Raw genomic sequence first — 16,018 nt, 5'->3', positions numbered from 1 at the left:
ACGGGCGCAGCATGCGGCGCCCCTACGCGTTAGGACCTTTCTTTAATCCCATCATAAATTCCTTGAACGCTTCGCGCAGCGGTGCAAATACCGGATGCTTGCGGTTTTCGATCATCACTTCGGAAAACAGTTTCAGACCAACGGCAAAGGCCGCACTGTTGTTCTCGCCAAAGTTCAAATCCTCACGCGCTTTGATGCGCTCCACAATACCGAGAATATCGTCGTGGTTTTCTACTTCAAAACTCAGTGGCGCTTTCTCAACAGGTTCGCCTTTGCGATCGCTCAGGGCTTCAACGGTAATGCGAAAACGGTGGCCGGGCATCAGTCATTCTCCTGTGCTGTCGGGGCAATGTTCATTTCGCTTTCAATCGCCGCCACGGCGGTCAGCAATGCCGCATTGATGCGTTCCACCTGCTGCGGTGAAAGATCGGCACGCATCACATTGCCACGTAGCAAACTGCGCAGACGGTTCATGGCTTCAGAGATACCTTCCGCCAGATTGCCGTGATGATGATGATGACCGCGGCCGGCACCGGCCAGACGGGCCAGGATCACGTCGACAACGGCCTGGTGTTTTTGCAGTTCCCCCTGGCCAAGTTCAGTGATCTGATAGCTTTTTCGGCCGTTGCCGCTGGTGACAGGCTCGAGGAAATCCTGCTCTTCCAACAGCGTCAGCGTCGGGTAAATCACACCAGGACTTGGCACGTACAGACCGGAAGAGGCCTCATCAATGGCTTTGATCAATTCATAACCGTGGCTCGGTTTGCGTGCCACCAGTGCCAGCAGCACCAACCGCAGGTCGCCATGTTCAAACATGCGCTGACGCCCGCCACGGCCGCCGCGCCCACCCCGGCCATGCTCTTCGCCGTGATCGCCGCCAAAGTGATGGCGTCCGCCACGGTGGCGATGATGATGATCGCAACGTTCTTCATGATCAGGATGACAACGGTGACGGCGGTGTGAATCTAAACGGTGAAACATAGTGATACCTCTCAATAGACAGTTAGTTGACGAAGCTATTTAGATATATCTAAACGACCTCGATAGCTCTAATCTAGATCGATATATCTAAATGCGCAAGGGCTGATTGCAAAATAGATATATCTAAATTGCAGGCATAAAAAAAGCGCTGTAAAAACAGCGCTTTAATCGGAGGTGGGGAAAACCTACTTGGCGGAAGCCAGCACCGCGCTGACGATTTCGACCGCTTCATGCTCGATCTTTTCGCGGTGTTCAGCCCCCAGGAAGCTCTCACAATAAATCTTGTAGGCCTCTTCGGTACCGGAAGGACGCGCCGCGAACCAGCCGTTGTCGGTCATCACTTTCAGGCCGCCAATCGGTGCACCATTACCCGGTGCCGCAGTCAGACGGGCGGTGATCGGATCGCCCGCCAGGGTGTCGGCCTTGACCATTTCCGGCGACAGCTTGGACAGCGCGGCTTTCTGCGCTGAGGTTGCCGGTGCCTGAATACGGTTGTAGCTCGGCGCGCCAAAGTGTTTGGCCAGATCTTCGTAGTGATTTTGTGGGTTTTCACCGGTGACTGCGGTGATTTCCGCCGCCAGCAGGCACATGATCATGCCGTCTTTATCAGTAGACCAAGGTTTGCCGTTGAAACGCAGGAAGGAGGCACCGGCGCTCTCTTCGCCACCAAAGCCCAGGCTGCCATCATACAAACCGTCGACAAACCATTTGAAGCCCACCGGCACTTCCACCAGTTTACGGCCCAGGTCAGCAACCACGCGGTCAATCATTGCGCTGGAAACCAGCGTTTTGCCCACCGCCACATCGGCACCCCACTGTGGACGATGCTGGAACAGGTAGTTGATGGACACCGCCAGATAATGGTTCGGGTTCATCAGCCCCTTCGGCGTAACAATGCCGTGGCGGTCGTAATCCGGGTCATTGGCGAACGCCAAATCGAATTTGTCACGCAGCGCCAGCAGGCCACCCATCGCCGGAACGGACGAGCAGTCCATGCGGATCACGCCGTCGTGGTCCAGGTGCATAAAGCGGAAGGTCTGATCGATAGAGTCGTTCACCAGCGTCAGATCCAGCTTGTAATGCTCGGCAATGCGCTGCCAGTAGGCAATGCCGGAGCCGCCAAGCGGATCAACACCCAGCTTCAGGCCGGCGCGCTGGATAGCAGGCATATCGACGATATCCACCAACCCTTCGACATACGGCTGCACCAGATCTTGTGCGTGCACGCGGCCGCTGTTCCAGGCCTTGTCCAATGACTGACGCTGAACGCCTTGCAACTGCAATGACAGCAGTTCATTGGCGCGCTTTTCAATCACCGAGGTCAGATTGGTGTCGGCCGGGCCGCCATTGGTCGGGTTATATTTGATGCCGCCGTCTTCCGGGGGATTATGGGACGGGGTGATAACGATACCGTCAGCCAGTGCCCCACCGTTGCGGTTATGGCACAAAATGGCATGGGATACCGCAGGGGTCGGCGTGAAACCGTTATTTTCCTGCACGACAACATCGACGCCATTGGCGGTCAACACTTCCAGCACAGAAATAAAGGCAGGTTCGGACAGCGCATGGGTGTCTTTACCTACGTAGCATGGGCCGGTGACGCCTTGCTGGTGACGGACTTCAGCAATCGCCTGAGCAATAGCGAGAATGTGGTTTTCATTAAAGCTATGACGCAAAGCGCTGCCGCGATGGCCTGAAGTACCGAATTTCACCGCGTGTGCCGCATTGCCCGCTTCAGGTTGCAGTACATAGTACTGCGACGTCAGCTGGGCTACGTTGATCAAATCGCTTTGCTGAGCCGGTTGCCCGGCACGTGGATTATTCGCCATCGACATATCTCCCTAGTCCCTGTCCTGCAGCCTGGCAATATGTCGCTCACGGCCACCATGACGGGCTGTTCGCTAAATTAGATTGTGCCGCAAACTTTTTCTGTCAGTTCCGCTGGGAACTGCATAGCCTGCATGATGTGTTCCACCATGCTGCGTTTACGACCGGTATTGGTGTTGGTGATCACCCAGTAAGGGGTGCCCGGAACGTGCTTGGGTTTGGTGTGAGTTCCGTTCGCCAGCAGGGTTTGCTGATCGCCGGCGAAATAGGTGCGGGTACGGCCACGTAATGCCTCGGTCGCCGTGGCAAAACCGGCAGCGTCGAGGGTATACAGGGTAGAAAGTACCAGCATAAAACGGTTTACCGCTTTGTTCTGCTCGGCATACTCATCCGACAACAGCAACTCACGCACGGCGCGCACGCGATCGCGCGGGCGCGACACGGCGACAATTTTATCCTGCTCGGCACTCTGAGCGCTGGCGGCCGGTACAGCACGCAACGGCTGCCCTGCGGTAAACTTCAACATGCGGCGCAAAATATCGGACGCGCTCTCACCTATATGTTGCGTGTGGCTGGCAATATAACGGTAGAGCTCTTCGTCGACTTCAATAGTTTTCATCTTTATCCAGTACTGTTTTTTTCTACTTAGAACCTGAAGCCAGATCCTGCATTCAAGCCATGGGATTATAAGGTTAAAAGCGCAGATGCGAACATCACAATGTGCCTCAACACGGCAAAAGCAGACTATTACCTAAAGCCCGCTTGGCATTGGCTCTGCCAAACCCGCACCTTACCATGAAAAATCCGCGTTATTCATCGTGTGTTTTAATCATGATACCCTAATCTGAATCTCTCTCAGTATGAACTTCGCCATGAAATTACATTATCAACTGCTGCCCTGCGAGTCCGATGCTCTGCCGGTTGTCCTGATCCACGGGCTGTTCGGCAATCTGGACAATCTGGGCGTGCTGGCTCGCGACCTGAACCAACAACACAGCGTGATTAAAGTCGATCTGCGCAACCACGGCCTGTCACCACGTGCCGCGCAGATGACCTACCCGGAAATAGCGAAGGATCTGCTGGCGCTGCTGGATGATTTGCAGCTGGAAAAGGTCATTGTGGTCGGCCACTCGATGGGCGGTAAAGCGGCCATGGCGCTAACGGCAATCGCACCGGAGCGTATTGAGAAACTGATAGTGATAGACATTGCGCCGGTGAAGTACCCTACCCGTCACCACGACAAAATTTTTGCGGCGTTACAAGCCGTGAGCGCGGCTGGGCTTACCCAACGTCAGCAGGCAGCAGAGTTGATGCGTGACTATCTGGATGAAGAAGGAGTGATCCAGTTCCTGCTGAAATCCTTCCACCAGGGCGAATGGCGCTTTAATCTGCCGGTGCTGATTGACCAATACGAAAACATTATCGGCTGGCAGGAAGTTCCCGCCTGGCCACATTCGACATTATTTATCCGTGGTGGCCTTTCTTCTTACGTTCAAGACAGCTATCGCGCAGATATTGCACGCCAATTCCCGCAGGCCCGTGCGCACGTGGTCGCCGGTACCGGACACTGGGTTCATGCGGAAAAACCGGAGGCGGTGCTGCGCGCCATCCACCGTTTTATCGACGAAGCCTGAGCCAGCCCAGTCCCCACGCCAGTACGGTACCCTACTGAAATGGCCACCTGGCGAAAAAACGCGCTAAAGATAACGGCTTAGCGCGTTTTCGGCGCAGTTAAGCATTGTCGTTGCTCCACCTGCTGGGGTAATATGGCGCGCTATAATTTTGCCGCCGTGCCCAGCGTGTTGATTAACGCCTGGCTGGGGGTGAATTTGGGTTAGGGTTTATTGGCCCGAAGTGTGTTAACCGAACCATCCGGAAGCGTCTATGCGCTTTTTGATGCAAACTCCCTTGCAGTACCGCTACCTATGGCAAAAGAACAAACGGATCGCACGACGCTGGATCTGTTCGCAGATGAACGCCGTCCGGGGCGCCCAAAAACCAACCCGCTATCCCGAGATGAACAGCTTAGAATCAATAAGCGTAATCAGCTTCGACGCGATAAAGTCCGTGGCTTACGGCGTGTGGAACTGAAGATCAACGCGGATGCGGTGGACGCTCTGAACAAACTGGCGGAACAGCGGAATATCAGCCGCAGCGAGCTTATTGAGCAAATGCTGTTGGCACAACTGGCGGACGACCAGCCAGAACATTGATCATTGCAGCCGCACATGCGGCGCGGCGTTAAGGATGACGCCCGATCAACACCGTTTTATCCCTAACCCGGTATCGCATAAACGTGATAAAACCCCGGGGTAAATTTCTGGCATGATACGCAATTACCGGTGAGGGCTCCCCTTGCCATGGCATCATTTTAATCGGTGTTATCGTGGTCAGCGCTAACATCGTGTAATGCAATTTATTGAATTTAAAGGTTATACGCGATATGGCTAATGTAGGCATTTTCTTTGGCAGCGACACTGGCAATACCGAAAACATTGCCAAGATGATCCAGAAAATTCTTAAGCAACAGTTTGGTGACGATGTGTGCGAAATTCACGACATCGCCAAAAGCAGCAAAGAAGACCTGGAAGGTTTCGATATTCTGTTGCTCGGTATCCCAACCTGGTACTACGGTGAAGCCCAGTGTGACTGGGATGACTTCTTCCCAACGCTGGAAGACATCGACTTCAACGGCAAGCTGGTAGCCCTGTTTGGCTGCGGCGATCAGGAAGACTACGCAGAATATTTCTGTGATGCGATGGGCACCATCCGCGACATCATTGAACCGCGTGGCGCTGCGATTGTCGGCCACTGGCCAACCAAAGGCTATCATTTCGAAGCCTCGAAAGGTTTGGCAAGCGACAGCCACTTCATTGGCCTGGCCATTGACGAAGACCGTCAACCTGAACTGACCAATGAGCGTGTTGAAGGCTGGGTAAAACAAATCGTCGAAGAGCTGAGCCTGGCCGAGATCGTCGGCTAACGCCAAAGGTTGAACAAAAGCCCTGCTAAGTGCATAGTGTTGCTGGCAGGGCCATCATTGGCAGTACTGATTACTGCAATCGAAGATACATATTTGTAACTTCCCACATCGTCAAGGTAGACTGAGTTATCGGTTTATCCCGCCCATCAAGACGTTGCGTGTGCAACATGCAATAGTGCAATTATATCTTTGTTAACAACCGGCGGTTTCTATTTAGGTCAACCGGTTCTATAATGAGACGCAATTAACTCTTTGTGCCGACCGATGCCACAGGCGAGAACGCCTCAACTTGATTAGCATAGTAACAGGACTGAATCCGCATGACTGACAACAACACCGCATTGAAGAAGGCCGGCTTAAAAGTCACGCTTCCGCGACTCAAAATCCTGGAAGTACTGCAAAATCCGGAATGCCATCACGTCAGTGCGGAAGATCTGTACAAAAAACTGATAGATATGGGCGAAGAAATTGGCCTGGCTACGGTTTACCGCGTACTGAACCAATTTGATGATGCCGGCATTGTGACCCGTCACAATTTCGAAGGCGGCAAGTCCGTGTTCGAACTGACCCAGCAGCATCACCACGATCACCTGATTTGCCTGGACTGCGGCAAAGTGATCGAATTCAGCGATGAATCAATCGAAGTTCGTCAGCGTGATATCGCCAAGCAACATGGCATCAAGCTCAGCAACCACAGCCTGTACCTGTACGGCCACTGTGCAATTGGTGACTGCCGCGAAGACGAAACTCTGCACGATAAAAAATAATGCCCTCAACCCGCATTAAGAACCGCCTTTAACGGCGGTTTTTTTATGCCTGCAGTCCGGCGATGCAGAGATAAAAAAATCCCCGGACAGGCCCGGGGAAAGTTCACAGCTTGAAATACAACAATTGCAGCGGCAGTTCTTTCCTGCTTCCCACTTACACTCACTTCACCGTCAGCTCACCCGCCGACACGCGGGTGGGCAAACTCTTCACAGCTCATACTCAAGAAACAGCAACCGATCAAAGAACAACGACCAGGCCTGATCGAATACACCTCGAACACGGAACCCCTTGCTCAGATAAATTTGGCTGGCATCACTGCGTTGCCATACGCACAGCACGATATTTTTCGCCTGTTGCCGACCTGCCTGCAGCTTGATCAGCGCAAACATCTGATTAAAATGCCCTTGCCCACGGAATTGGCTCTCAATCGCCAGACTGCAGATGAAATAATCATCAGCAGCGCACTGGCTTTGCACAAAACCGTCGTAAGCCTCATCAAGCGGCTTCATTTCATCACGATAGAGGTAGTCCGCCTCTATGCCATACAGTGCTTCGATCGTCGCCGCATTGAAAAAGCCGACAAACTCCCCGCGTCGGTCGTAAGCCACCGTGATCAGATCCAGATAAGGCTCAATATTTTGCGCCAGCTGCAAGGACACCAGATCCAGCCCGGCGCGATTGCCAACAGAGCAGTATTCCAGGTAACTGGTGCTAAAAATCAGCTTCGCCATGCGGGCTTTATCGGCTTCACTCGCCTGTCGGCCAGGCAGAAAATGCAATGCCCCGCCCGGCTCCGGCAATAGCGCATCGCCCTCTCCTGCGATCGGACGCCAGTAATTGCCCGCTGCGATCTGCCGCCGGTTATCGGCGATCAGGTATTCGCCAAAAAGCTGATTGACCCGATCAAGCCGGTGGTCATGAGAAAGCACCGAATAATAGTGGTAATGCTCGATATCGGAACGGATCTGCGCCGGATAGGCCATGCGCGGGACTTCATCAATGGTGAATATCTCCGTATAGCGTGCCAGATCCAACGGCTGTTCAAGTTGCCAATCCACCTGTTCCAGCTGGCTGACGCATTGCCGGTAGCTGCGCTGTTCTTCTTCCGACAGCGGAAACCGCTCATTGGTGATCACATCTTCCAACAGACGCATACCGCGGATCCCACAGGTGACCGTCTGCGGAACTGCGTTATACAGGACGCCATAGTCTCTGCAGAAGCGATCATGACTGAGGAAAGCGCAACCAATCTGGCGACTCCACAGCTGATAAAAGGGATCGAACAGTTTCCGTTCATAAACCGAATTCTTGTCCGGCACTTCGCCGCTTTCCGCCGCATAGATCTGATCCAACCCCGCCAGCATTCGGCACAGCGAGATATCCCCTTTACGGCTGATTATCATGCCGGTTTCATCGAGAAACAGATTCAGCCAGCTAACGTGACTGACCTGGCCCCCAGGCAAGAACTGCAGGTAATCCGGCACTTCAGGCTTAACCAGAAACAGCGTCGCCGAGCGATGGGGAATCGTATCGATATCCATATACAATCCTCCCTGCTCAATCAGAATCAGAAAACGGAAGTAATCAGATAGCGTGGCGTAATAGCGCTTATCGTGCAGCTGATGGATAAAGCCCAGGTTGTCACCGACCCTTTTTTGCGCCAGTTCACTGAGAGAATGCACCTGAAGGCGATGATTACCGGCGTCATACTCCCCCAGATATCCGTCATTGATCGTGGATGCGGGGATGAAATACGCATCCCTTGCCAGCTGCCGCGCGTCCCAAACCCATAACATACCGACCCACTCATTCCCTTCAGCGTTATTCACCGCCTGCTGCGCATCCCCCCACTGAGAGATAACCTCTCTGGCGTCGTCAGGTATGGCTCCCCCCAGCCAGATACGGTGTAGCCGTTTTTCACTCGCAGCCAGCGGACGAGTGGGCACGCAAAACAGTGAAGAACAACGGGCAGCATCGAATAGATTCCCATGCGCTGCCAACCACTCACGCAGTTGCGCGACCCCACGCTGATAACGTTCCAGCAGCACCAGTGAAGTCTCACGTTGATACTTCACAAACTCAAACTTCAGGTCGCCGATCCGCGCCTCGTATTCGGCCCGAAACAGGTCGTCCCGCATAACCCCCAAATGCCCGTCGTTAAGCTTCATCGGTGGCCATCCTTATCGATGACAGCGGCACCGAAGAGCCATAACCCTGCGGGTTTTTGCTTTGCCAAGACCAGGCATCACACACCATTTTTTCCAGACTGCGTTTGGCTTGCCAACCCAGCTTTTCTGCCGCCAGCGAGGGATCGGACCAACACTCGGCGATATCTCCCGCACGCCGGGGATTAAATTGATAGGCGATTTTGAACCCACAGGCGCGTTCAAAGGCCCGAATAATCTCCAGCACCGAGTAGCCTTTACCCGTGCCCAGGTTATAGACGTTAAAACCGGGCTGCAGGTTATCCAGCGCCTTCAAATGCCCTTCGGCCAAATCCATAACGTGAATGTAATCACGTACCCCGGTCCCATCGCTGGTAGGGTAGTCGTTGCCATACACCGGCAACACCGCGAGTTTGCCAATAGCCACCTGCGCCAGATAAGCCAGAAGATTATTGGGAATGCCGGCGGGATCCTCACCGATCAAGCCGGACTCATGCGCTCCGGCCGGATTAAAGTAACGCAGCGCGGTGATTGCCATCTGCGGTGCCGTGGAAGCGAACTCCGCCAGGATCTGCTCGACAATCAGCTTTGAGGTGCCATAAGGATTGGTGGTCTGCCCAACACGGCAGTTTTCCGTCAGTGGAGTATATTCTGCCGGCCCATAGACGGTGGCTGAAGAGCTGAAAATAAATTGCTTAACGCCGGCATGGCTCATTCTGTCCAGTACGATCAATGAGCCGGAAATATTATTTTGATAATACTTCAGCGGCTCTTCGGTAGATTCCCTGACCGATTTCAATCCCGCAAGATGAATAACCGCATGAATATCATCCTGGCGGAATATATGATCCAACAAATGATGTTGCTGGATATCTCCATGATAAAAAATTACTTTTTTACCGGTTAATCGCTCCACCCGAAACAAAGACTCTGGCGAACTGTTGGACAGGTTGTCCAGTACGACAACGTCCTCCCCCCTTTCCAACAGTGCCAATACCGTATGCGAGCCGATATAACCGGCGCCGCCCGTCACCAATATAGCCATCATATTTCCTTGTTTATGCTTAAAAATAAACGATTCACTCAGAAACCACCTAAACTTCCCGGGTTTTAAAACCGACAGGTAAAGCAATACAAAGCAATAATATGGCTAACAGATAAACGGAGGAATGCGGCCCGTACTCGGTCAGGATCCCTTGTAATATTCCGGCCAGGATCACACCGGTGGAAATGCTGTTGGTGAATAAAGTGGTGGCCATGCCCGCCCTTTCCGGCATCAAATCCTGGAAATACAACATGCCGACGGTGGCAATAATGCCGATAAATATCGCGTTAAACAGCTGCCAGACCAGCAACCCGGCGGCTGAGGTAAACCACAGCATCCCGGCATAAAACAGTATGCCGGCCACCATGGCCCCCGCCATCATCAGGCGCTTGCCCACCCGGTTTACATAACGCCCTACCAGGATCATGATGGGAATTTCGATCGCGGCGGCGACGCCCATCATCCAGCCGGTCAGACTTTGCGGCAAACCCAGATCGGCCGCGATATACAACGGCACATCAATCAGATACATGGCGCTGCAGGTCCACATCAATACCGAGGCAAAAAATAACCGGCTAATATCTTTATCGAAGACCGTTTTTTGCGGTATGGCGATTTCATTGCCCACAGGGGGGCGAGCCACCTCGGGTAATATCCACCAGGCCAGCAGCGTGACCAACAGGAATATACCGGCAGCAAACATAAACATCGCCGTGAAGCCATAATTCACCACCAGCATAAAAGCCAATGGCGGACCAAAAACCCAGGCCAGAGAAAGCTGTGCGCGCATAATAGCGCTGAACATCGCCACGTTTTGCGATGAACGCTCTCCATATTCACGCGCCAGAGCGAATAATTGGGGTATTGCCGTATTGGCGATGGCAGTTAACAGTACGCCTGCGGTAATTAACGTCAGGTAATTGCGATTAAAAGCAAATAACAGACAGTTTCCCGCCGCCAATAAATAACAGATTAAAATCAAATGGCGTCGGTCACGCTGGCGATCTGATTTTTTCGCCAGCAAAAAACTGACAATAATGCCGACCCCGGAATTAACCGCATAAAAAAAACCGACCCATAATGACGTCACCCGGACCTCGGTGGTGAGGAACAGGCTTAGGGTCGGTATTTGCAGTGCCCCGGCAATGCCAGAAAAAAAAGCAACGACCATAAAGGTCAGCCGTATCGAATTCATCGCTGATTACCGCCGGTCGCTGCTGTTAACCATCAATAACGGCCCGTCTGCGAACAGACAGGCCGTGGTTCAGGAGTTACACTTTCTCGGCGCGGCTATAACGTTTACCATCCGGGCTGACCGCACGGATCAGCACCTCACCGCTGACCACTGGCTTGGCCCTGGCATCGTAACGCTGCCACTGCTTGCCGCCGTCGGTGGAATACTCAATGCCCAGACCCGGCAACGAGATATTGGCCTCCAGCTTGCCACCGGCTACGCGGGCGCCCGGCACCGGTAGCCGATAACTCACGCCGCCCTTGTCCAGTTTTGCCAATTCACGCTGGCCAAGAATATTGGCAAAGCGCAGCCAGTCGCGGTCCAGTTTTTTGCTGTCGATAAAGTGGGTTTCACCGCCTTTATATTCACGTCCCGCCTGATAATCCTGCTCCCAGCCTGCCCGGTGCCATGCGCGCTCGGCCACCGACAGTGAACGCGGGAAGATCATGTATTCCATTTGCGGGTCGGTACGCTGGGTTTCGCTCCACATCTGGGCAGAGATACCGTAAGCGCCTGGCCACGGCTTGTCGCTCTTGGCGGTAAAATGATTGCCATCGCGGTCAACCGAGGTTTCGGCGTTTTGCGGCAGGTTGTTCGGGGCAAAGCTGAACATTTTCTGCTCGTCGCTGAAACGGGTGCCCCAGTAGTAACCGCGCTCGTCCGGGTTCACCTCATACGGGAAGTCCATGTAGAGGTAATCCGGGTTGGAAAGGATCACTTCGTAGCCTTTGTTCGCCCAGTCGTTGGCGCTATCAAAACCGCCCCAATACAACGTATCCCAGAAGTTAACCCCGACACGTTGAGTGGCGAAGGCCTTGGCGTTTTTCGCATCTTTCAGGCCGTCTTGCCAGGCCTGCATTCTGTCGATGCCGTGTGCTTTCACCAGTTGACTGACTTCTACGCCAAAATAGCTCGGCAGATGTTCCATATCGGCGACTTTGCCGTCTTTGATCATCTGTTGGCACACCTGGGATTTCGCCCATGGCTTATCTTCTTTGCTCTGATCGATAAGGCCTTTGCCGGCTTCAGGCTTGGTCAGATCGGTATAGCCTGCCCCCAGGCGAATGTTTTTCGCTTCGTCGCCGCCAAAGTGCCAGGTGCGCAGTGGCTGCCCGGCCTCTTTGTGCATCTGGGCAATTTCACCGATCACCTTGTCAACAAAGCGCCTGGACGAATCCAGACAAGGGTTAAGGTAACTTTGACGGTTGAAGTACTGCACCGAGGTGGTATTGGAAGTATCGGTCGGATCCACCAGACGGAACTCATTGGCCTGCTGTTCTTTACCGGCGGCATGCAACTTTTTATAGCGCGCCTCCATCGACACAACGGCGGCACGGGCATGTGCCGGCATATCGATTTCCGGGATCACTTCAATCTGGCGTGCCTGGGCGTATTTGATAATCTCGATGTAGTCCTGACGGGAGAAGAAGCCGCCATAAACCTCAGGCCCCTGCCCGTACTGTGGCAACAGGCAAGTGGTCTCGCTCAGGTCATGACAACGTCGCCCCCCCACTTCGGTCAGTTCCGGTAAACCTGGGATGGCAATACGCCAGCCTTCGTCATCGCTCAGATGGAAGTGGAATTTATTGAGCTTGTACGCTGCCATTTGGTCGAGCAGACGCAGCACCGCATCTTTCTGATGGAAGTTGCGCGCCACGTCGAGGAAGATGCCGCGATACTGGAAGCGTGGTGCATCTTTGGCCGCCAGAGTGGCGATTTTAGTGCTGCCGTCGGTAGGTACCAGTGACAAAATAGACTGCAGGCCATAGAACACTCCGGCCTGATCGAAACCAATAACCCGCGCTTCCTTATTGCCAATACTCAGTTCATAGGCCCCCGGCACCGCCAGCTCACCTTTGAATTTACCCGGCTGAATATCGGTTTTGATCGGGTAGCCCGCTGCATTATGGGTTATGCCCAACAGTGTAAAACGTTGGGTGACTGCGTCCGCTGCCGGTTTGGCCAGCGCACTCAACTCCAGCGCAACGCCGTTGCCCAGGCTCACATCTTGTGGATGCACTTTCACTTGCAACGGCGTCGGCACAATCTGCCCGCGCAAAGAGGCGGCCGGTAAAGTTTTCAACTCGGCGTTTTTGGTAAAGCGGGAGGCCGGGGTCATCAGGATATTGTTGTCATCCTTGATGCGCTTCCATTGGTCACCACTAAAGGGCGTCACAAACTGGTTGAGATCTTCGGTATCGGTATTGACCAGAATTTTTGGCTTGGCATCGCCCGAAGTGGCGTACCAGCGTGGTACAAAGTCGGTTTTAAACAGTTGCCAATACTCGGCAATGATCGGGATCTCAACCGTTTGACCGGCCGGGAAGCCGGTAAATTTATCGGTAGGCTCCAGTTTGTACAGGTCGCCGGTCAGGTGGGTTATTTTAAATTGATCGTTGTCCACCCTCATGGTCTGACGGGCACTGTGGAAATAAATCGCCCAGTCGTGGCCTTTAATTTCCTGATGATCGTTAGTCAGGCTGATCAACACCTTGTTGCAGGCCGCCCAATCGGCACCTAACTTACCGCAATCCAGGCCGCTGTCGGCAGCCCGGTTATCGACCATTTTCAAATTCAATTTTAGCTGGCTCAGTTGATCCACCAGCGGCTGATTGGCCAGCGCATTCCCCACGCCGCCAAATAATCCAACGGTTGCCGTTAATGCGGCAAGCGTACTCAATTTGAATTTGTTCATATTTAACATCATCCTTAATTATTGTTATCGTGGATCTCTTGCCAAATTTTGCCGCACTTGGCGTCATAAGCCTGGCCGTTACCACTGTGAACCGCCTGAATGCAGTTCTGATAATCCATCACCCGCACCGTTTCTTTCTCGGCAAACTGCTGGTGCTGCTTCTCTTGTTTCAGCACGTTCAATACCGCCTGGCACGACTGCAGTTTTTCCGGCGAGCCTTCAGCGGTATTAATGCAGGCGCTGTAAGCCTGTTTCAGTTTGGCATCTTCAGGCGGTGCCGCAGGCTGTACACAGGCACTCAGCGTGACCATCGCAGCCAACATCAGCATGATTTTTTTCATCGAAGTATTCCCGTAAAGAGTCCCCGGCGTTGCCGCCGGGAAACGCATCAGAAGATGGTGAATGGCGCGATAACCATAAATTTGACGTCTTTCTCGTCCTGGAAGATGTTGCCGTAACCGCCGCCCCAGCTTGGGATGTTGGTGTGGTTGTCATACTGGGTGTAGTGCAGTTTCAGCAAGGTGCCTTTGGCACGGCCTTCCTGAATGGTGTACAACGCGTCCAGGCTCCAGGCGCTCTCTTTCAGGCGCTGGCTCTGGTCATACATTGGGTTGGTGCTCGGCTTGGCGTCCCAGGCATAAACGTAAGAACCGCCGACTGCCATGCCCGGCAGGTTCCAGTTGCTCAGGTCGTACATCACCCCGGCATAAACCGCTTTTTCACCGTTGGCGTTGAAGTCGGAACGGTTGTCCCACCAGACGTCGAGACGACCGTTGGAAGAGGCATAGGTTGGGGTCATGCGTTGCAGGAAGTAACCCTGGTTGCCCTCAGCCTTGACCATGGTACCTTCCAGACGCCAGTTGAACTGACCGGTGGTGTAGCCGAAGGTCAGCGCCTGCAGCCAGGCCAGGCCGTCGTAAATGCTGTTAGGGTCGTTCTTGTCGCTGATACGGTCTTCGGTACCGTAGAATTGGTAACTGGTGGTCAGCGGGTTGCCCACCAGATCAAACTTGTAAGACGCCTTGGTGAAGTACTGATTCACATAGCCCTGGGCCTGACCGAAGGCCGCTTCCAGCACCAAATCATTTTTAAAGTCATACTTGGCACCCAGAGAGTGCAGATAGGAGACGCCGGTTTTCTTGTCGTTCTGGCGGAAGTCGTCCATCTCGATGTGCCATGGCGCTTTGTATTTATCAGTCCACATGTAGGAGAAGCTCAGCGCCCCGGCATCGCCGTAGTCAAACTTGGCGCCTGCCTCCGCCCCCTGATAGGTGCCAGGCATAAAGCTCCAGTGGGGTGCCAGCAGCGTTTGCCCGCTTGGCTGGATATAACCGGCACGTGCCCAGACGGGGCCATACTTGAATTTAGCGGCGGCTTTATACAGGCTGATGCCACCTTTATCGCCGGAATAGTCTTCATCATAGGTACGGTTTTTGGAGGAGAACGCGATTTCATTCGGGTGGCCGCTAGCGCTGGACTCGGCCAGCTCAATGGCGGTAAAAGCCCCCACGTCCACACCGAACATGTCCCAGGCATAGCCCGAGGCGAAATCCAGGCTCAGGTTGGCAGTCGAGTGTGACAGGTTGGTGGTGTATTTATTGTAATCGTCACTGGTCGGGTTGAGATCTTTACGGTCACGTTCACGCTGCCAGTAATACACACCGCCGGTCATCGTGGAATCATCGATAAATCCTGCGGCTTTCGCCTCAGGGGCCATGGCAAACCCTGTTCCCAACAGCGCACCCGCGACTGCGAGCGCCAGCGTTTTACGCTGAGCACCGTGCGTACCCATAATGAAATTCCTCTTTGACTTAACTTTAAAAGTTGCAGTCGCCCGTGTTCACCACTGCCCTGCACGACCGCTAATAAAAAACCCAATCGGGTAAAAAATATTGCTGACGGACTAAAATCCCACAGCACTTATTGCTACAGACAGACTATTTTTCGCGACGCGAATTATCAAATGAATTATGAGAGAGATTTGTCAAAGTATGACAAAGAGCACATATCGATGAGATTATGTTACGTGGCTATGCAAAGAGGCTGTCGAATAAAAAATTCAATAAAATCAGAATAAATTTCAATATCAGGTCAATCAGAGACGATTAATGGTTTCAGCCTTAACAAAAAAGTCAGCCAAAAGAAAAAACATGAGAGCGCTCTCTAAATGACATTAATTCGCATCACGAATATATAAGATGATGTTATATGACTGCTGATTTTTTTCAAGAAATTGCTGGTACAACCGCCGGATTAAAATTTAAAAATAGATTGGGGAATGAAAAGCATTAGCGGGGAGAAAACGAGGCTGACAGGCATA

At 53.1% G+C, this 16,018-nt stretch carries 14 protein-coding genes; 4 read left to right on the top strand and 10 right to left on the bottom strand.

Annotation, left to right across the window (positions count from 1 at the left end; all coding sequences use genetic code 11):
* Positions 1 to 22: 22 nt before the first annotated feature.
* The 4 genes from E5C26_RS06305 to seqA all read right to left on the bottom strand — a co-directional run bounded on the left by E5C26_RS06305 (position 23) and on the right by seqA (position 3,427).
* Positions 23 to 322, bottom strand: coding sequence for a DUF3861 domain-containing protein (locus E5C26_RS06305; RefSeq protein WP_135315530.1), 300 nt, complete (start codon positions 320 to 322; stop codon positions 23 to 25).
* Positions 322 to 981: a PadR family transcriptional regulator gene (locus E5C26_RS06300; RefSeq protein ID WP_135315529.1), complete on the bottom strand. Its 660-nt coding sequence runs from the start codon at positions 979 to 981 to the stop codon at positions 322 to 324. The genes E5C26_RS06305 and E5C26_RS06300 overlap by 1 nt, the downstream gene beginning before the upstream one ends.
* Positions 982 to 1,166: 185 nt before the next feature.
* Positions 1,167 to 2,810 carry a phosphoglucomutase (alpha-D-glucose-1,6-bisphosphate-dependent) gene (gene pgm, locus E5C26_RS06295; protein WP_135315528.1) on the bottom strand — a complete coding sequence of 548 codons (1,644 nt, stop codon included), beginning with the start codon at positions 2,808 to 2,810 and terminating at the stop codon, positions 1,167 to 1,169.
* A gap of 77 nt (positions 2,811 to 2,887) precedes the next feature.
* Positions 2,888 to 3,427, bottom strand: a complete 540-nt coding sequence (gene seqA / locus E5C26_RS06290) for a replication initiation negative regulator SeqA (RefSeq protein ID WP_135315527.1) — start codon at positions 3,425 to 3,427, stop codon at positions 2,888 to 2,890.
* Between the two features lie 241 nt (positions 3,428 to 3,668).
* On the opposite strand from seqA, the gene ybfF reads away from it, so the two are divergent.
* The 4 genes from ybfF (at position 3,669) to fur (ending at position 6,558) form a co-directional block, all read left to right on the top strand.
* The gene (gene ybfF / locus E5C26_RS06285; RefSeq protein WP_135315526.1) at positions 3,669 to 4,442 is read left to right on the top strand and encodes an esterase; all 774 of its coding nucleotides are present in this window, start codon (positions 3,669 to 3,671) and stop codon (positions 4,440 to 4,442) included.
* Positions 4,443 to 4,733: 291 nt separating this feature from the next.
* Positions 4,734 to 5,021: a LexA regulated protein gene (gene ybfE, locus E5C26_RS06280; protein WP_012005675.1), complete on the top strand. Its 288-nt coding sequence runs from the start codon at positions 4,734 to 4,736 to the stop codon at positions 5,019 to 5,021.
* Between the two features lie 230 nt (positions 5,022 to 5,251).
* Entirely contained in the window at positions 5,252 to 5,791 is a 540-nt protein-coding gene (gene fldA, locus E5C26_RS06275; protein WP_012005674.1) for a flavodoxin FldA, read from the top strand.
* A 320-nt stretch (positions 5,792 to 6,111) separates the two neighbouring features.
* Positions 6,112 to 6,558, top strand: a complete 447-nt coding sequence (fur, locus tag E5C26_RS06270) for a ferric iron uptake transcriptional regulator (RefSeq protein WP_135315525.1) — start codon at positions 6,112 to 6,114, stop codon at positions 6,556 to 6,558.
* A 207-nt stretch (positions 6,559 to 6,765) separates the two neighbouring features.
* Here the strand turns inward: fur and E5C26_RS06265 are convergent, their stop codons facing one another.
* The 6 genes from E5C26_RS06265 to chiP form a co-directional block, all read right to left on the bottom strand.
* A complete protein-coding gene (locus E5C26_RS06265; RefSeq protein WP_135315524.1) occupies positions 6,766 to 8,727 on the bottom strand; it encodes a glycosyltransferase in 1,962 nt (653 codons plus the stop codon).
* Entirely contained in the window at positions 8,717 to 9,769 is a 1,053-nt protein-coding gene (gene galE, locus E5C26_RS06260; protein ID WP_135315523.1) for a UDP-glucose 4-epimerase GalE, read from the bottom strand. Before galE ends, E5C26_RS06265 begins: the two co-directional genes overlap by 11 nt.
* 49 nt (positions 9,770 to 9,818) lie before the next feature.
* On the bottom strand, positions 9,819 to 10,964 hold the full coding sequence (locus tag E5C26_RS06255) for an MFS transporter (RefSeq protein WP_135315522.1): 1,146 nt from the start codon (positions 10,962 to 10,964) through the stop codon (positions 9,819 to 9,821).
* Positions 10,965 to 11,040: 76 nt separating this feature from the next.
* Complete coding sequence (locus E5C26_RS06250) at positions 11,041 to 13,698, bottom strand: beta-N-acetylhexosaminidase (RefSeq protein ID WP_135315521.1); 2,658 nt, start codon at positions 13,696 to 13,698, stop codon at positions 11,041 to 11,043.
* Between the two features lie 14 nt (positions 13,699 to 13,712).
* Positions 13,713 to 14,039 (bottom strand): ChiQ/YbfN family lipoprotein, encoded by a 327-nt coding sequence (chiQ, locus tag E5C26_RS06245; protein WP_135315520.1) that lies wholly within the window; start codon positions 14,037 to 14,039, stop codon positions 13,713 to 13,715.
* Between the two features lie 47 nt (positions 14,040 to 14,086).
* On the bottom strand, positions 14,087 to 15,490 hold the full coding sequence (gene chiP, locus E5C26_RS06240) for a chitoporin ChiP (protein WP_135315519.1): 1,404 nt from the start codon (positions 15,488 to 15,490) through the stop codon (positions 14,087 to 14,089).
* Positions 15,491 to 16,018 lie beyond the last annotated feature (528 nt).

It is taken from the genome of Serratia proteamaculans (assembly GCF_004684015.1).
Lineage (GTDB): Bacteria > Pseudomonadota > Gammaproteobacteria > Enterobacterales > Enterobacteriaceae > Serratia > Serratia proteamaculans_F.
This window is presented reverse-complemented; position numbering and strand designations above follow the sequence as displayed.